This window comes from Gimesia panareensis (genome assembly GCF_007748155.1).
Classification (GTDB): Bacteria; Planctomycetota; Planctomycetia; order Planctomycetales; family Planctomycetaceae; genus Gimesia; species Gimesia panareensis.
The window spans coordinates 4,165,789-4,185,869 of the sequence record NZ_CP037421.1; the positions used below are offsets into that span (position 1 = coordinate 4,165,789).

At 53.8% G+C, this 20,081-nt stretch carries 6 protein-coding genes; 3 read left to right on the forward strand and 3 right to left on the reverse strand.

Annotated features, from left to right (window positions below; translation table 11 throughout):
• The 3 genes from Enr10x_RS15535 to Enr10x_RS15545 all read right to left on the reverse strand — a co-directional run.
• The coding region (locus Enr10x_RS15535) for an Ig-like domain-containing protein (protein ID WP_449267343.1) at positions 1-3,683 on the reverse strand (3,683 nt) is incomplete at its 3' end.
• A 17-nt stretch (positions 3,684-3,700) separates the two neighbouring features.
• Positions 3,701-9,499 (reverse strand): beta strand repeat-containing protein, encoded by a 5,799-nt coding sequence (locus Enr10x_RS15540; protein ID WP_145450594.1) that lies wholly within the window; start codon positions 9,497-9,499, stop codon positions 3,701-3,703.
• A gap of 253 nt (positions 9,500-9,752) precedes the next feature.
• Positions 9,753-13,964, reverse strand: a complete 4,212-nt coding sequence (locus Enr10x_RS15545) for an FG-GAP repeat protein (protein ID WP_145450595.1) — start codon at positions 13,962-13,964, stop codon at positions 9,753-9,755.
• Between the two features lie 529 nt (positions 13,965-14,493).
• On the opposite strand from Enr10x_RS15545, the gene Enr10x_RS15550 reads away from it, so the two are divergent.
• From Enr10x_RS15550 to Enr10x_RS15560, 3 genes are read left to right on the forward strand one after another with little or no spacing between them, the layout of a single operon-like run.
• On the forward strand, positions 14,494-14,883 hold the full coding sequence (locus Enr10x_RS15550) for a BlaI/MecI/CopY family transcriptional regulator (RefSeq protein ID WP_145109499.1): 390 nt from the start codon (positions 14,494-14,496) through the stop codon (positions 14,881-14,883).
• The gene (locus Enr10x_RS15555; RefSeq protein ID WP_145450596.1) at positions 14,880-17,618 is read left to right on the forward strand and encodes a M56 family metallopeptidase; all 2,739 of its coding nucleotides are present in this window, start codon (positions 14,880-14,882) and stop codon (positions 17,616-17,618) included. The genes Enr10x_RS15550 and Enr10x_RS15555 overlap by 4 nt, the downstream gene beginning before the upstream one ends.
• Before the next feature lie 26 nt (positions 17,619-17,644).
• Entirely contained in the window at positions 17,645-20,077 is a 2,433-nt protein-coding gene (locus tag Enr10x_RS15560) for a DUF1549 and DUF1553 domain-containing protein (RefSeq protein WP_145450597.1), read from the forward strand.
• Positions 20,078-20,081: the final 4 nt, after the last annotated feature.

Below are 20,081 nucleotides of genomic sequence, written 5' to 3' on the forward strand. Positions count from 1 at the left end.
GCTTCGTCCACGTCGTCGGTGTCGAACGAGAACAGACCGGACCGGTCGCCGAAGGCGGTCGAGTCCATGGTGATGTCAAAGCTGATCGTAGCACCGACCCCCACGCTCTGTGCCGTCAGCGTGGTCGTGAAGCCGGTCGGAATCACGATGTTGCTGATGTTCAGGGCAGCGGAGCCGGTGTTGGTGATCTCAAATGTCCGGGTCAGGTCGGTCAGCAGTTCGGTCGTGCCGAAGTCGATGCCCCCCGGATTGCCGTCCACCAGGACGACCGGCGGTGCCGCGACGTCCGTCACGTCGGTCAGCTGCACTTCCGGACCGGCGGAGACCCGTTCGATGCGAACCGCATCGGCGGTGATCAGGCCGTCGGCCAGGTTGGTCAGCATCACGGTCAGCGTCCGGCTGTTGATCGTGAAGGTCCCCAGGTCTTCCCACAGGGCGCCGTCGGCCTGGAAGTCATCGGGGGCCAGTTGCTGATTCAGATCGAAGGTCCCCAGGTCGACCGCCGTGGTACCAACGTCGTTCCGGGAACCGTCGAAGACGGTATACGGAGCGTCGGTCGCCATGGTCGGAATCACAAACGCATTGTCCGAAGCGGGCCAGGTGACCGAGACGCGGTAGACGCCCGGGGTCAGCCCGTAGAATTCCCAGAAGGCCCGGGCATCGCCGTAGTGGACCGGATCCACCAGTTGCGACTGCATGGTATGCACATCGTCTTCGTAGCCGATGCCCGTCGTGGTAGCGGCGGTGCCCGCCGGATGGTAAGGCCAGTCCCCTTCCAGGCTGAAGCCCAGGTCGCCGTCATCGACGATCGTCGCGGGATTGTCTTCGAACGGGGTCACGTTCTCGAAGTTGAGGTACTGCACTGTCCCGACCCCGTCGGCCGTCAGGGAGTAGCCGGTATCGATCACGGCCTGCCCCTTGGCGTCGAAGTCCAGGGTGTCCGTGCCACCCCGTCCGTCGGCCGAACGCAGGACCGGCGGTCCGTCGATCGGGTAGTTGCCGTCCTGGGAGAGCGGATCGATAAAGATGTAGTCGTCGAACTCACTGCCGACCACGTTTTCCATGAAGCTGGGGTTCGTGTCCGGCTGTTCGGGCTGCAGCTGACGCAGCTCGACCGTGTTCCCCCCGAAGACGTCCTGCGGGGTGTTGATGATGTCCACGTCGAACACGATGCCCTGGCTGGCGAAGCGGAAGTCAACCGTATCGTTGCCGTGGATATCGGTGATCACGTCGGCACTGCCGCCGGCCCCCGGTTCCATCAGGAATACGTCGTTGCCGCCGTTTTCGCTGCCGACGCCGTAACCGCCGCCGTCCAGGTTGTCGCTGCCCAGGCCGTCGCCCAGGATGTTGTTGTCGTTGTCGCCGGTGATATTGTCGTTGCCGTCACCGCCGAAGACGTTTTCGATGCTGTTGTCGTCATCGCCACCCCCGGTGCCGGCGACCAGGCCGCCGCCGATGTTCGTGGCGGTGCCCGCGAACAGGTCGACGTTCACGCCCGTGGTATAGTCGCGGTAGTCCAGGCTGTCGTTACCGGCGTCCCCGTCCAGGCTGCCGGTCAGGCCAGCCCCGTCGCTCAGATCGAAGCGGTCGTCCTGCGTCCCCCCGATCAGGTTCTGGAAGCTGGTGAAATCCAGCCGCTCTTCCGGCGGAGTCGCAATCGCGTCGCCGGGCAGCGTCGGACGACCAATCGCCAGGTTGTTCCGTTCGGCGATGATGAACCCTTCATCGGTCGAAGTCACGCCCCAGTAGTTGTTCAGGTTGGGACCTTCCAGCGTGTCCACACCGGCTGAACCGACCAGGTCGTTGATGTTGTCAAAGCCGGTGCCCCCGATGCCGGTGCCCAGGATGCTGCCGTTGTTTTCGGTCCCCTGGAAGCCGTCCGTCGTTCCCAGACCCGTCAGTTCCACGTGCACCACCGGGGTGTAGCCGCTATAGTCGATCGTATCGACGTTGCCGCCCCCGTTGATGAAGCCCCGCAGGACGTTGCTCCCCAGGAAGAAGAACTCGTCGTTGCCGGCCTGTCCGTTAAGTACGGTATTCACACCGGCCGGCGTGCTGTTCTGCACGTTGGAGTCGTCATCGCCGCCCGCACCGTTGATCGTCACGTTGTTCAGATCTTCCTGCAGGCCCAGGTTGACGTTAATTGTGTCGTCTCCGTCGGTGCCGGTCACGTTCAGATTGTCGATGTTGGCATACGTCACATCGGTGCCGGCAGAGCTGGAGAGTCCGTCCACAGTCGTGGAAGTGACTTCGAACGTGTCGCCGGTGCCGTCGCCACTATCGACGATGATCAGCGTGTCGTTGCCGCCTTCCCCGTCCACATCCAGGGCGGCGAAGATGTTATTCACCGTGCTCCCGGCATCGAAAACCTGAATCAGGTCATCGCCCAGGCCACCCAGCACGTTCACATTCAAAACACCAGCCGGTGTGCTGCGGACGCGGATCGTGTCGTTGGCCGTATCATCGACCGCGAACACATCGTCGGCATCCAGCTCGACATTCGTCAGGGTCGTGGCGGAGTCGAGGGCGATCAGATCGATGGTTTCCGCACCGGTTCCCGACAGGACCTGCAGATCGGTAAAGTCCTCGAACAGGAGATCCGTGAAACCACCGTTCCCGGTAATCTGGGAGATGCCGTCGGCAGGTGTGCCGTCATCATTGATATTCAGCCCGGTCGTGTCGGGCGTCGAAGAAGCGTCCACGTGCAGGCCCCCACCGGTTCCCGAACCGGAGAGGCCCACCTCTTCGACGTTGGCGAAGGAGAGCCCCAGGTCGATGTCGGTGCCGGCAGTGGTGGCAGCCGCGATGTTACCGCTGCCCAGACCGTCCAATACGTCCGAGAAATAACCGGCGTTGTGATCGGTGAGGAAGTTCACGTTGATCGCGTCGGTTCCGTTCTTCCCGTCGTAGTGAATCGTGATATCGTTCACGTCGTAAGTGGTGGGGTTGAACTCATCTTCCAGGAACGTTTCCGCGGCCAGGTTCAGGTGCGCGCCATTGGAACCCGGAATCCCCGCAGGTGCCGCGGTCGCGAAGAACGGCAGACCGCCGGCGGTTTCGTTAATGTTCAGGGTGTCGTTGTCGTTGGACCCTAATACCGTGAAGGAAAGGATATCGGCATCGTCGCCGGTGAAGAAGTTGCCACCGTTAATGTCGATTAGCAGGTTGTTCCCGCCCGCATCCAGGCCGACGTCAATCGTGTCATCGGCGGCGTTCTGGAAGCCGGAATTGACCATATCCAGCACCAGGTGGTAGGCACCGGCACTGGTATTGACGTCTTCAATGCTGGTGAAGCTGACAGGCAGTTCGGTATCCGGGGCGATAAAGTTAAAGGTTCCCGAACCGGGCGTTGCCCCCAGAACCAGGGCAGGATTCGTTACCCCACTCAGATCAATATTCAGAGTGTCCCCTGGTCCCGGCAGTGTCGGATTGCCACCCACGATATTGATGGGCGAATCAGATGTCGGCAGGATATTGAAGATATCGCTGTCGTCACCGCCGTTGATGGTCGTCAGCGTCGCGTCCACATTCCCCAGCAGGTCGACCGTCGCCCCGGCACCATCGGTAATCGGATCGATGTTGATCGTAATCGTCGTATCAGCAATGACAGAACCACCCAGCGAGAGCAGGAAGTCATCGCCGGAGTTGAGGACCACATCCGCACCGGTTGACTCGACCGTCACACCGCCGCCATTGATCGTCAGATCATCGCCGGGCCGGCATTATCCGTGGCAGTCAGAGTGACCGTCCCGGCAGCCGTCACATTGCTGGCCACCGTCAGCGGGCTGAAGGTGGTAATCGTGACAGCGCCGTTCGTAGCGATTACACCCGCTGGATAACCGCTCACCGTCCCAATCGTCAGGGAACCAGTGTTGCTGACCTGGAAGTCGCCATTCTGCGAACGGCCTGCCAGAGTCCCCACAGCTGTATCAATATCATCGCTGCCTCCGATCGCAGTACCCGCTTCCAGATAGGCATTTGAGGCTGTAATCAGCGCGTCTTCTGAGCTGGTATAGTCGATAATCGCTAAGGCGGCAGAATCGACCTGGACTGTGTCACCCTGTAGATCCGCAATGTAAATGTTTCCGTAGGCTGTCACGTTCAGTGTTCCCACCTGCGCGTCGACCAGGCTTCCTTCGTACTGCCTGAATTCTCCACTGGAGTTACCATCATCATCCGCGGACAACGTCACTGTTGCGGTGGATGTGCCTGAAGTGGTATCTACCACTGACGTGTTATACAGAATCAGGTTATCGTCGGCCCGCAGGCTGATCTCTCCACCAGTAGTCTGAATCGTATCATGCACGGAGAGTACGCTTGCCGAATCAACCTCGATCGAATGGGTGTCATTCGAGATCGTTGTCCCACTGTACTGCGAAAAGCTTCCCCCTGTGCTTTCCAGTTGCAGATTCCCGCCGGTAGCGGTGATATCTTCCGTCACCAGCATCGTATCGGTCGACGCAACCCGCGAGGCTGCCCCGACGGTCACTCCGTTGATGCCACCGGTGAAACCGATATAGAGATAGCCCGTGTTATCGACGTACAGCCCGGCACCGGTATTGGCTTCCATGGCGGTGATGGTCGTTTCCAGGGCATCGCCCACACCGGCGCCAGTGCCGGCGAGCAGCGTGGCGTTGGTCGCATTGATGTTATTCGATCCACCATTGATGTCGGTGATTGCACCAGAAGTGGCAGTGACGGAGACATTAGCGGAGGTCGTGAGTAAGCTGAGCTGAACGTCATTCCCGGCAACCACTTCCAGATCACCCAAGCTACCGTCAATTTTGGTGCCGGACGTCATCTGGACATTGCCACCGGTGGACTCTACATGAACTGTACCAAACCCAGTTTCAGTGATATCTTCGGTAATCGAGAGCGTACCCGTGGACGTAATCGTGGAGGCAGCTCCCACTGAGACCCCGGTGAGGCTGCCACCTGCGTAACCAATGCTGAGCGCTCCTGTATTATTCACATACAGACTGCCAGTCACATCGGCTTCCAGACCACTGACTGCCAGTTCAACTTCTGTCCCCGAAGCGCCGACATCGCCTGTTGCCTCTAAGCGTGCATTGTTCGCTGTAATCAGGCTGGTTCCTGTAATCGAACCGTTGTTCGCATTCAGGGCAACGTTCCCGGTGGTTGTGAATGCTGTATTCAATGCAATACTGCCGGCAGTGACTTCCAGATCTCCGGAACCGATGTCGGTGGGATTACTCTGAAATGTCGTCGTGTCGTCGGTGCCAGCCTGAACCGTCAGATCAGCATCAAACAGACTATCAACGCCTTCAATATTGACGTTATCGGCACCGGTACCGTCGGTAGTTTTAATAATCACATTATTGGTGGCATTGAGGAAGGTCACCACTTCACCAAACAGATCGGAATCGATCTGGGATTCTCCATCGCCGACATCACCATCATCAGACAGCGTAATTGTCTCAGCACCGCCCAGGAAGCTGAAGGTCCGGTCGTTGGCGAGAATCGTATCGCTCACCGGTTCCAGGCCGGTGTAAGTGATCGTGGCCGTCGGGGATCCGTTGTAGTAGACGTAACCGTCATGGTCGTTCAGGAACTCGTGTTCGACCGAGCCTGCTGTACCCCCAACGATCTCCAGCGAATCGCCACTGGTCTGCCCTTGCCCGTCGAAGAAGATACCTCCCGTGGGAGCAAACACTCCCGTAGTCGGGTTGTTGATCACCAGTTTGTCATCGCCGTCCCCACCTTCAAAGGTAAATTTAGTCACGCCGGTGAAGTCAATCACCGGGCCGCTGCCGATCTGATAGCTGCCTGAATTTGCGCTGGTGGCAGTAATTGTCAGGGTATCATCGCCACTGGTACCGGTTACCTTGAGTTCTCCGGACATCGACAGATTTTCGATCTGATCGTACTGCACGTCCTGATAGCCGCCGGTCGCAGAGATCGTGCCCGCAAAAGCACCTGTGGGAGTCAGGTTCGAACTTTCTCCTGACGGTGTCAGATAGGTCAGTTTGTCAGCAGGCATTGTGGGTGCTGCGGGATCCCCGCCGACGATATTAATTGTCGTCAATGCATTCGGATTGACCGTAATGTCATCGGCGGCTGATCCGGCATAGAAAGTCAGGTTTTCCAGCCCTTCAAAACCGAGCGAAACTGTACCGGCGCCTGAAAGTGAACCACTGCCAATCCCCGCACTAAGGATTGTCACGGTGTCGCTGGTGGTATCGCCCGAGTCATCCACGATCAGTTCATCCGTACCGCCGTAACCGTTAAAGGAGAACAGGCTTTCGACGCCATCAACAGTGCCGCCGTTATTGAGGCCACCACCGTTACCGTCGATAATCACCTGGTCGTCGTCACTATTACCGTACATATTGATGCTGGTGGCGGCATTGAGCGTCCCATTGAGGTAGGCTACACCCCCAACGCCCCCATCAGCATTTCCGAAATCCAGATTCACGTGGATATATGACGTATCAGAAATCACACTGGCTGTCGAGTTGAGATACAGTTTGTCGCCGACCTCCAATATCACTGTACTTCCGGTCGACTGCACAGTGACGTCGGCACCAATCGTCAGATCGTCTCCGGTCAAGCTGGTATCACCAGACTTAAGTATGATGTCACCGACCGAGGTGACGTCATTAGAAACCTGCAATGCACCGGAAGCAGTGATGATGACACCGCCGCCCGTGGTGTCTACACCTGCTGGATAGCCGGTCACTGTACCAATCGTCAGCGGACTGCTGTTACTGACCCGGAACTGGCCCAATGAGGCACGACCAGCGATTGTAGCGACAGACGTATTAATATCATCAGAGGTTCCCACACTCGTACCGGCTTCCAGATAAGCAGAGGCGGCAGTAATCAGGGGATCCTCGGCAACAGTGTTATCCAGGATTGCCCCTGCTGCGGAATCGACCATGACCGTCGTCCCCCGCAGATCGGCAAGATAGATTTCCTCGTAGGCTGTCGCATTCAGCGTGCCCGCCTGCGCATTGACCACACTTCCGTCCTGCTGAAAGAGGTAACCAGTATTGTTATGATCTGCATCCGCGGTCAGCGTGACCGTCGCCGTGGAGGTGTTGGAGGTGGTATCGACAACTCCATTGGTTCCCATCGTCAGGTGCCTGTCGGCCAGCAGGCTGATCGCGCCCCCACTGGTCTGTATCGTACCGTTGACGGCGAGATCGTTTGCCGAATCGACTTCAATCGAATAGGCACCATTCGAAATCGTGATCCCACTGTTGACCCAGAAGTCTCCCCCCGTATTTTCCAGCTTGAGGTTTCCGCCAGAAGCGGCGATCTTTTCCGTAACGGCCATCCTGCCCGTTGAAGTAATCTGCGCAGCGCCTCCGACGGTGACCCCGTACAGTCCGCCGGAATATCCGATCTGAAGTTGTCCCGAATTATCAACATATAGCGTGCCATCGACGTCCGCTTCCAGAACTCCGGCGGCCAGATTGAGTTCCGTTCCCGAACCACCGGCATTCCCTGTTGCCTGCAACTGGGCAACGAATCCCGTCACCAGGCCGGCCCCGGTAATCGAACCGGCTGTCGCGTTCAGGGAAACATTACCCGATGCTGTGACCTCCTGATTCAGCGCAATACTGTCTGCTGTAATGGTGATCTTCCCATTGGAGGGCGTCGTCTGGGTCGCGCCCACGCCGGCGGGATTACTACTCACGGTACCAATCGACAGGGCACCTGTGTTGCTGAGCAGGAACTGGCCACTCTGAGCACGACCGGCCAGTGTCGAAACGGCCGTATTAACATTCACCAATGTACCAGCCTCGAGATAAGCATTGGTGGCGGTAAGCGAAGTCACATCTGAGCTTGTATTGTCATAAACCGCTGCGTGCTTGCTCTTAACCTGGACCGTTGCCCCTTTTAGATCGGAGATGTAGGCGTTTCCGTAGGCCGTCACGTTCAGAGTACCAGCATGCGCGTCGACCAGCCCTCCCTCAGACTGCGTGAATTCGCCAGTGTTGTCATTATTGTAATCAGCGGCGAGCGTGACGGTCGCGGTGGATGTACCTGAAGTCGTATCGACCACCGAAGCAGCGCCCAGAATCAGGCCAGTGTCAGCCCGCAGGTTGATCTCTCCAGCGTTGGTCTGCACCGTACCATATATGAAGCTATAGCTCGCTGAATCGACATCCACCGAATAGGCACCATTGGAAATCGTGACCCCGCTGTTGAGCTGGAAGTTGCCTACCGTGTTTTCCAGCTGCAGGTTCCCGTTTGAAGCAGTGATGTTTTCTTTTACTGTCAGCGTACTACCCGTCTCAATCCGTGAAGCGCCGCCGACTGTCACGCCGGTAAGTGTGCCACCATAGCCGATGTTGAGCGCATCGGTGTCTTTGACGTACAGACTGCCGTTGACGTCTGCTTCCAAGGCGGTGATAGCCAGATTCACTTCCGACCCCACGCCGCTGCCGACGTTACCTGTTGCTTCAAGATGCGCGTTCGTCGCCGACAGCAGGCTGCCCCCGCTGATCGAACCACCGGTCGCATTCAGCGAGACATTCCCTGATGTCGTGAAAGCGGCATTTAAGGCGATGCTGCCGGCAGTGATGTCCAGATCTCCGGAATTAATATCGGACGCATTGTTCTGGAAAGTGACTGTATCATCGGAATCGGCCTGGATCGTCAGATTAGCATCGAAGGTACTGTCCACGCCCTCAATGTGTACGGCATCCGTCCCGGAGCCGCCGGTGGTTTTGATGATCACGTTCGTGCTGGCATCGAAGTACTTGACGCCTTCCCCCAGGGTAGAAACAATCTTTGAATATCCATTCCCGGCGACGCCATCATCAGACACGGTGACGACCTCCGTCCCTCCAGTGAAACTGAAAATCCGGTCGCCGGCAGAAATAGAGTCAGAAATTGGTTCCAGGCCGGTATAAGTGATGGTCGCGGTGGCTTCGCCGTCATAGTATATTTTGCCGTCCGTCGCATTCGTAAACTCATAGTCGACCGAACTCGCCGATCCCCCGTTGATCTCGATGACGTCACCATCTCCGTTTTCGCCGCCGGTTCCTCCGTTGAAGATGATGCCGTCAATCGGATCGAACACACTACCGGTCGGGTTATTGATCACCAGCCGATCGTCCCCATCGGAGCCGTTAAAGATCAGACTGGTCAGCCCGGAAAAGGCCATCACAGGCCCGCCATTCAGCTGGTAGGTTCCCGAGTCGGCACCGGTTGCGTTAATGACCAGTTCATCGTCGCTACCGGTGCCGTCGATGGAAAGGACACCGGGAGCATAGGTCGTCTCAATCTGCGAATAGCTGATATTCTGATAGCCGCCGGTAAAGGAAATCGTTCCGCTGTCGGTACCAGAGGTGGCCGGTGTTGCGGTTTCACCCGGAGGCGTATGATAGACGAGTGTATCACCTGGAGAAGCGGGTGCCGCGGGATCGCCGCCGGCAACGATGATTTGAGAATTCTGACTGGGAATGATGTTGAAAGTATCAATATCATTACTGCCATACACGAGTGTCCCTCCGGGTGTCGACATTTGACCTGACAGATCCAGCGTCCCACCAGTTGAATCCGTGTTCAATCGATTCACGTATAAGCGAATGAAACCAACAGGGGCAACAATTTCTGCTCCGGATTCGATCGACAGATCATCATCTGAGAATAGTCCTACGTAATACGTATCCGATCCCAGAGTCACTCCTGATTTCACAGTAATATCTTCAGCGAAACTGCCTGCTACCGGTGCAAATGTCGAGATATTTAAAAATCCAGCTGCATTCACATCTTCCTCAACAGTCACCGCGCCATAAGATGACAGGTTGACGTATCCTGTAGTGGATTGAACTCCATTCAGTTGGGATGTGACTCCCCCCCAACGTCAAGTCGCCCATATTGATTATCTGCAAGTTTCCACCAGCGATTGCTTCCAGACCACTGACTTCGGTTTCCAGGCCGTCAATCAGACCATGCGCAGCAAACAGCGCGAGATTTGTCGCAGTCACATTCTTACTGCCGGAGTTTTTGTCATAAATATTACCGGCAATGGAATCGATGGTGACGTTACCACTCGTTGTGACAGATGGCAGGTAGATATCGCCTCTCACCTGCAGGTTCACATTTCCGCTGCCGGCATTGATCGTGGTCGATGTATAGGAACTGAAGTAATCAGAAATGACATTGAGTTCGCCATCCAGGGTCAGGTTTCCGGAAAACGATGCTGAGTTCCCATGAATACTCAGGTTGACGGCTCCCAGATTGACATTGCCCTGGACACCTGCATTATCAGATCGATCTAACGATCCCAGTTGCAACTGACCACTAAAACTGGTGTCCAGCGAGTTGAGATAGATGTTCCCTCCCAGTCCTCCACTATTGGCATCCAGCTCCGAGGACGGAGTATCAAATGTAACCAGAGTTTTTGAACCGTTCGCGAAAGAGGTCTGCCCTCCCCCGGCATCATTCAGATATCCCTGTCCAGCATGTTTGAGAATGGTCTTTGTTGTAGCGACGCTTGAGACGACTGGCTGATCCAGATTGTGATAATGAATGGCCGGAGTGGTTGCACCATTAAAGAAAATGGCACCATCGGCACCATATGTACTGTCTCCGTCAAATTGAAACTGAAATTCTTCCGTTGTCGCGGTTCCTCCGACGATTTCGAGGGAATCTCCAATGGTCGTTCCACCGGGACCGCCATCAAAATATATCCCGTTGACCGGATTGAACACCCCTCCGACGGGGTTGTTAATGATCAACTTATCGATCCCAGTCAGACCGAAGAAGGAAAGATCTTCGATGTTGGAAAAGCTGACCACCGGATCGCTGTTTAACTGCCAGGTACCCGAATTCGCATCCGTGGCGTTGATGGTCAGAGTATCAGAAGAGCCTGTGCCCGCGATCATTAAATGACCAGTAGCCGGTGGTGCTCCTCCGTTTGACAAGCTTTCAATTCCGTCGTAATCAATTCCCAGATAACTGGTTGCACCGGAGTAATTGATGCTTCCATAATCGATTCCAGGCCCCAACAGGGAAGCCCCTGCCCCCACAGGAACATAGTAAGTCAACGAATCGCCCGGTGAAGTCGGTGCCCCTGGACTACCACCATGTAAATGGATTGTGGAATTCAAGCTGGGAGTCACATAGAACGAGTCGGAATAGCTACTTCCATTCAGAATTGTGCCGACCGAACCAGCATAAAGCTGTCCCAGCAGATTCACCACACTACCGGCTGGATCATTATTTGCATTGTTGACATACAAGTAAATCCCATAACCATATCCTGTGTAAGAAGCGATCTGTGTATTTGCTTCGGCGGTAAAATCATCTCCGGCGTTTATATAAACATTGCTATACTGCGATTGAACGAAGACGCCAGAATGAACATTGATATCTTTATTCGGACTACCTTCACTCGCCTGGCTGGCCAGCAAATACAGTTGACCATAACTTCTGACATCTTCCACCAGATCCAACGCCCCGGTCGTTCTGAGATCTACCGAGCCATAGACAGAACGAACGCCGCTGAGATCTCCTGCTCCTCCAATCGTCAGGTCACCCGTATTTTTTATGATAATATTATCACGAGCCTGGATTTCCAGGTTGTCAACAGTGGTTTCCAGATCACCAGAGCCGCCAATCGATCCAACGGTGCTCGTCAGGACTGCATTCGCAGCAGTAATATTATTGTTTGTACTATTACCATCGTTGATATTGCCGTGGGCAGTAATCGAAACATTGCCTGTTGTTGTCAGACTTCCCAGGGATAATGCGTTGTACGCTTCCAGCTTGATGTTTCCGCTGCCAGCATCAATACTGCTGAGTGCGTAAGAGAAGTTGATGGTATCGGAGTTGATGCTGATATTTCCGGTAGTCACCACATAAGGAGCGACATAAGTGTAACTGGAATTGATACTCGTATCGCCACTGCCCAGATCGAGAGAAGTCTCCAGGTAAACCGAATCGGTCCCTCCGCCATCAATCACATTGAGGTCCGCACTGAAACCACTTTCCAGTGAGGTAAAATGGATTTGATTCGTACCTCCCCCGGCATCGATTTCAAAGGTACTGGTCGGGGTAAGAAATGTTACCGACTCCCCTGCGGTGGATGTAACGGTAGTCTGTCCCCCGCCCGCATCATTCACATAAATGATGTCGTTGGCATCACTGTAATGCAGCTCGACATCCGTGGAAGCAATCGAAGAGGTGATCGGCTCTAAACCGGTATAAGTCACAAAACTGGTGCCGGAACCATTCAGTGCGATACTGCCGTCGTTGAGATTGTCGAACTGATAAGAAGTCGATGCGGCACTCCCGGTCAGGATCAGGCTGTCGTTTCCAGGACCGTTACCTCCACTAAAATTCACCTTCAGACCGGCGGCCTCCAGTGATGAATCAACAGTCAATTCGTCGCTCCCGGGCCCCCCAATGATATTGATTGTCCCTCCTGAGAGCGCTGAGAGTGGAATGGTATAGGAGTGCTCATCGACTGGCGAAGCTCCTGCAGGGGCTTCGATGTTAATATAGGGATCACTGACCGTCAGGAGTCCACCACTCACTGACAGAGAAAGATGTCCGCTGGAGAACGTACTATGGCTGATCGTCAGAATGCCGCCAGAGAGCTCTGATGTGAAGTCGATGATGGGGGGAATTCCAAAGGCATAGGCTGCTCCGGATTTAATCCCTCCATGAGTGTGGTTGTAAGCACCGACCAGAACGGTTTGATTATCAATGGAAACAGAATTCCCGAAAAAGCTATAAGCCACTGGATCAGAAGCCACTACTTTCTGCTCGGCCGGCGAGGTCCAGCCTTGCGAACCATCATAAATATAGGCACTCTCTGCAGTGTAAGCTCCGACGACGATGCTGGTCCCACTGACTGCTACCGAACTTCCAAACCCATCCCCTGTTACTTCATCACTGGCCATCAATGTCTTAACGACGTTCCAGTTCTGAGAACCATCCAGAACATAAGCCGCCCCCCCATTGACCTCTGCACTATCCCCGATGACAGCGTAGCCGTTGTCGATCGCGACAGAACTGCCATAGCCATTATGATCTGACGTTCCAGCATATTTTCGAACCTGTGTCCAGGAATCGTCTTCAACACCGGGACCATTTTGAGAGCGATCAAACAAGTAAGCAGCGCCTAACCCTCCGGAATCTGCAGGGGCAGCAACGAGTACTTTTTGCTCATCAGCGCTGATCGAAACAGAAGTACTCAATAACGCCCCGTTGTTTGCATCACTGGCTTTCAGTTTATCAACAGAAACCGAGGACCAGTTATCCTGAGTTGAAAAGACGTAAGCAGCACCAGATTGATAAGCCGAGTTATACGACTCTCGAAAAGCCCCAACGACCGCCGTATTTCCTCTGAGAGCAACTGATTCTCCAAAAAATGCAAAAGTATTATCAGCCAGACTGGTGGGTCTGGAAAATGTCTGGATCAGGTCCCAGGTATCATCACTCAAATTGTCCGGAGTTCCATGCTGGTTCTGTTGATACAGATAAGCCGACCCGATCGTTTCTCCATCCTGTCCGTAAGGAGATCCGATTAGTAACTTGTCCGAGTCAACTGCGACACTGAATCCAAAATTAAAGGCAGATGCTTCAGGCGAGATAATTGTCGAATGAAAATCCCAGGTGTCATCGCTCTGATTTTCAGGAGTCCCGGAATCGTTGCGAGAATAGAGATAGACTGCGCCCTGATTAGATCCTGAGTTAATGTCAGCAGAAAAAGCCCCCACCGCCATCCAGTCACCGTCGACAGCTACCGATTTCCCGGTCGAGTCAAAATCATGTGGCGTGATCGCCGGATCGGGCAGCAGTTCGCCCTGGAAATAGGTCGTCAACAGCGTACGATCTTCCAGAACTTCGGTAGTCGAAATCTGATTGTTGACGACGGCCTGCCAGCTGCGACGCAGGGTACGGCGATCACGGGAACGGAATACACGTCGGCGACGGAGACGGGAAGTAAGCGAACCAAGCCAATTCGTAAGTAACATGTTGTCGGCCCCTGACAGAGATGTTGTCTGATGTAATCTAGTGGGAAATTCACGGGCGTCGACACCTCAGCGCAAGCGCAGCGCGATGCGGAAGTGCAACACTGGCGGGTCAGATACACTCTTTTGGCGGGTTACCTAGATTGATGGCGGGTCAACAGCGGCGGGTACAGATGTGAAACAGGATGTTTTTTAACATGATTCTTAAGGGAATGCGAATGCCGTCCCTCAACGAACCATAAAAATCCTTAGAACTATAAATACACAAACAAATCCCCGCTTTCCACTTATTTTGCCTGTTTTTTGTATTTTTAATCTATTTCACTCAGATCACTTTGATTGCTACTGGTCTGTAAAATGAACTCATTGATCACTTCGTAATCTCACCGGATTTTCAACTCAGATCCGCCAGACCGTGTTGCGACAGAGCGTTGCATTATTTTTCAAATGAGTTCTTGACATTTTTTTCACCCCCAATAAACTAAACTATTAGTTTAGTCGTGTGAGACAAATTCAGAATGGGAGAACATCAATGACAACCCCCACGCCCAGTGATCGGGAGCTCGATCTGTTGAAGGTGATGTGGCAGTTGGGAGAAGCGAAGGTCCGAGACATTCACGAGGCCCTTTGTCCTGACGGGGAGTGTGCTTTTACCACAGTGCAGACGCTGGTACGCATCATGTGCCGAAAAGGTTTTGTCAAAAAGCGGAGTGAAGGCCGCACGGACTATTACACACCGGTGTATACGCTGGAGAAGGCAACCAGCCGGTTTGTGGACAAAGTGTTTGACGGCGCTCTCGATAAATTCGTGCTCAGCATGCTTTCGGCAGAGAATGTCTCACCGGAAGAAATGCGTGAACTGGAAAAACTGATTGCCAAAGCCCGCAGGGCCAAGCAGGAAGACAGGGAGAAAGGCTCATGAATTCGGTCGATTTTCTGTTTGATTTCATTGTACGATTCTCAGTGCTGGCCTTCTGTCTGCTGGGGGTAAGCCTGCTGCTGCTCCAGAGGATCAAGCAACCACTGGAGCGCGTGAGGCTGATACAGCTGTCGCTGTCGGTTCTCGTAGTCGTGATGGTTCTGATCAGCTTCTGTGGGATCCCCTCCATCCTGATTCCAATCCTGCCTGCACGGTCAGCTGAGGAGACAGTCAAAACTCCCCTACCGGAGATCAACAACACCGAACCTGTAAAGAACAGTGTCGCTCAGAACATCTCACCTGCTCTGACTACCGAAACCACAATTGCTGATGCATATGACGGCACTTCCTTGTCAACGGTTACGGATCAGGCCAGCGACCATCATGTACAGAAAAGTCTGGGAGGATGGCAGACGGTGCGATTGATGACGGTCTCAGGATTGATTCTCATTTCTGCTGTGCAACTGGTTTATCTCCTGGTGGGGCTGGCACTCACCCGGCGACTGCTTTCCCGGTCTACACAGTTGACCGGATCGAATTACGAACGTGTCCGTACACTGTTTAGTGCGTTCACACCACGAACGGATATCCTTTTTGTCATGTCGGACAGGATTCAGGTCCCCCTGGTGTGCGGGCTTTTCCGACCGACGATCCTGCTGCCGCAAAGTGTGGTCGAAGATACGGATGAGCTGGCGTTACAACACAGTCTGGCACACGAATGGTCCCATATTCAGAGGCGTGACCTGTTGACCTGGCAGTTGGCCAGTCTGTGTCAGATTCTGCTATGGTCACAGCCCTTCTTCTGGAAACTGAAACGGGAACTGCGAGTCAGTCAGGACCAGCTTGCAGATCAGTTCGCTGCCCGTCATACAGACCAGCCCGCGGAATACGCAGCAACCCTGGTGGCATTCTCTCAACAAAAAGTCAGATTATCCATGGGAGCGCTCGCGATGGCAGATTACAGATCGAGTCTGTATCGCAGAGTGGAAATGCTGTTGAGTGATTCCTTTCATATCTCCCCCCGCTGCCGCATCCGGATTGTACTTGCAGTACTGTCAGTCATGCTACTGATCGCTGTGCCGCTGGCGTCTCTGAAACTGACCCGGGCGACCGCCGCCGATTCCAAAGTGGTAAAAGCGGAAGCTGAAAACACTCAGAAGACTGATCAAGACAAACAGGCCAATCAGCCGGTCGCTGCTGAAAAAAAGAAGCAGTTGGCAGCTGTGACACATTCCGGAGTGATTGTCGATGCCTTCACGGACAAACCCATTCCAGGGGCAACCGTAATTGTGACCCGGATGAATTCCGGCGACTGGCGCGAACTGGCTGTGACCGAATCCATCACAGACGCGAACGGCAAATACACGTTTACGATACCACCGGACCAGTTGAAACAGCGGCTGCTCTATATCATGTTTGATCTACGTCACCCTGAATATGCTCCGCGACACTGTGGCAGTTACGGTTACGGGATGATTCAGAAAAACCTGGAGTTGGGTGCAGCTCCCTGGTTTAAGAAACTGCCCATGGTTCCCGGCACTACTATCACAGGGCGTCTGATCGATGAGTCCGGGCAACCTGTCGCCCATGCCGAAATCAGGGCCAGTTCCTCCGATCCGCAAGTGGACGGTTTCCTGGAAGGGAGTTCATCCATGGATACGACCACGGATGAATCCGGAAATTTTGAGATTTCTTTAACCAGAAACGGTACCGCTTCCATGTCCTTTATTCCACGAGAGCATTGTATGAAGCATATTGACCTGGGCACCAAACGGGATGACCTGGGAGATATCACAGTCACCCGCGGCAAGTCACTGCACGGGGTCGTGCGAGATGCCAGAGGAAACCCTGTACCCGATGTGTGGGTCAATCTGACTGACAAGTCCCAGGAGCGGAATGCATCGTATGAAATGAAACGCTCCAGCAAAACGAACGCAAAAGGAGAATTTACGACGCGTCCCGTTCAGCCCGGCGAATATGTGGTTGAAGTCCAGACGAAAGCGACTGGAGCGCTAGAAAAACAGAAATATGCCAACTTCCATGATGAGCCTCCCCCGGCCATGTTTGTACGTCAGGTGATTGAGGTGACCGCAGAGACCTTTAATCAACCGCTCAACATCCAGGCGGTGCCACACATTTATATCAGCGGAAAGTCTTTTGACTCGAAAGGGAAGCCGCGCGGGATTCATTCTCCGCATGTGATGGGCAAATTTAATGGTCAGTTTGTATTTATTCGAGAGGGGCTTTCGACAAAAAAAGGTGAGTTTAAATTAATGGTTCCGCATGGACTGCGAGATGCCCGACTGAACTTTACAACTAATGAACACAGTGCGCTGACGGTTCAGTTTCCGGGGAAAAAGGCCTCTCCCCTGCGACACCTTAACTATCCCGTATTAGAAGAAGATCTGACTGATATTCGTGTCGTGCGTTACGTCGCCCCGATTTTACAGGTCAGAGTCGTCGATGAATCCGATGAAATCGTGGACGAGGCCAGAGTCAACGTGACCTACTCTGCAGTGAAGGATAACAAGGAGCCCAATTTTTCGACAACGAGCTTTGAAAGACAGGACGATGGAGTTTACCGTTCCTCTTCACTCTGCCCGGACCTGGAATTCACGGTGCAGGCCGTTAAGGGAGACAGGAAGACTGAAGTCAAAACAATGACGATGAAAGAAGGGGAAAATGACGTGATTACGCTCACGTTGCAGGATTCTGAGAAATCCAAGCCAGGTGAATAACGCCTGGAACGCTGAGGGGAGGACCAATGACGTTCAACGGAAGCGGAAGATTAATCGGCTGGCTGGCAATGCTATTGTGGGGGCTGGGAGACGCTGGCCTCCTGCAACCGGTCGTTGCAGATGACAATCCGAGGCAGCGTGACGCGCATGACGTTGTGTTGCGAAAGAACGTCGATTTTGAACGGCATGTCGCTCCGTTGCTGGGACAACTGGGCTGCAACACGGCTGCCTGTCACGGGTCCTTCAGTGGGCGCGGCGGATTCCGCCTGAGTCTGTTTGGTTATTCCGCAGAAATGGATTATCAGAATCTGCGCGAGCGCGTAGATCTGAAATCTCCCGCTGACAGTCTGATCTTGCTCAAGCCGTCCGGCGGGACAGAACACGAAGGAGGTATACTCTTCCAGCAGGACAGTTCCGCTTATCGTACTATCCAACTCTGGATCGCGGGCGGAGCCGTTTGGAAGCCAGGTTCAGGGCGTATCCGCCGGCTGAAGATCGCCCCCGATCGAATCATCTTTTCCGATCGAACAAATCAACTTCGCAAACCGGTTGCCCTGAAGGTTCAAGCTCAGTTTACAGATGGAAATCTGGAAGACATCACAGATCTCTGTATCTTTAACAGCCGCGATGAAGGGATTGTGACCGTTTCATCCGGTAATCAGCTTACTCCTGAGCATTCTGGCGATACTTCAATCGTCGTTTCGTACGGTATAGCAATGGACTCTGTGCCAATACTGGTCCCGTATTCTCAGGCGCTTTCAGGTTTATCAAAGTCACATCAATCCACAGCTGAATGTTTGGGATCCCCTGGTATCATCGATGAAAAGATCAGTGAAAAACTGCGTCTACTCAACATCACTGCATCTCCCCAGTGCGGCGATGAAGAATTCCTCAGACGCCTGATGCTCGATACGATAGGAACGATCCCCGCACCAGATGAAATTCGCAGCTTTTGTGCTGATGCCAGTCCTGATAAACGCGAAGCGGTGATTGATCGCCTGCTGGCACATCCGATGCACGCCGCATTGTGGGCGTCTCGCATGTGCGACATCACCAAATGTGATGTCGATACGATGGGAGAGCCGCCAGAAATGGCCCGCCGCCGTGCTCAGATGTGGCATGACTGGTTTCGACGACGGTTTGCTGCTAACACGCCGTACTCCAGTATTACACAGGATATCCTTCTGGCTACCAGCCGCGAAGACCTGGAAATTGACAAGTGGATACAACAGGAAGCCGCTCTCATCCGACAAAGCGATGCGAATGAAAATAACTACGCTGACCGGAAGACACTGGACTTATACTGGAGAAGAGTCTCAGACGACGGCCGTTTTCCACTGAAAGAAATCGCAGAGTTAACAGCGGTCGCATTTACTGGTGTCCGACTCGCTTGTGCACAGTGCCATAAACATCCTTTCGATCGCTGGACGCAGGAAGACTACATTGCATTTAAGAGCATCTTTTCGCAGGTCAATTACGGTGCCTCCACTGAATTGAAGACGGCAATCATGGCTGAAATTGACGCCCGTCGCAAACGGAAGCAACAGGGAGAAACAGTGGAATCACTTCCTCGCGTGCAGGAAGTCTATTTGCGTGACGGGCGCAACTGGCAGGCTGCCAGTCCGGAAATGGGTGATGTCGTACAGCCCCGTGCCCTGGGGAGCATCGCCTTCAACCCACAGGGGAATCTGCGGAAACAGTTTTATGACTGGCTGGTGTCGGAACAGAACCCTTATTTTGCCAATTGCTTTGTGAATCGGGTATGGAACGTCTATTTTGGAATCGGGTTTGTGGATCCGGTAGATGCCTTTTCAGCCGGCAATCCTGCATCGCATCCGGCTCTACTAAACAAGCTTGCGGACGATTTTCGAAAATCGGGCTTTGATATTCGGAAACTTGAAAAGCAGATCCTGATGTCGGCGACTTATCAGCGTACGTCTGAACCTTGCGGTAATAATGAAATAGACAGGCTTAATTTCTCGCACCAGCAATTGCGTGCCTTGTCGGCGGAAGTCGCACTGGATGTTTTAAACAAGGCCCTCGGAGTCGAACAGGATTTCGGAAATGACGTCCGGAGCGGAACACTGGCGATCGAAATCGGCACAAATCGAATTGCGGGAACTGCTGGGCGTATTCTGCAGACCTTCGGTCGCGGAGAACGTCAATCGGTCTGTGACTGTGATCGCCAGACGGAACCGAGTTTGAAACAATCCCTGTTTCTGATCAACGACTCTTCAATCCACAAAAAGATCCAATCAGGATCGATTCGCACTCTGCTGGACCTGCAGGATAACGAACTCGTCAATGAACTCTACTTGCGAATGTTGAGCCGACAACCTTCCGGGGATGAGCGAGAAATCATGACAAAACACATCGCCAGTGTCAAAAATCGTGAATCAGCCTTCAACGACCTAGTCTGGGCCATCATCAATACTCGTGAATTCATGACAAATCACTGAATGA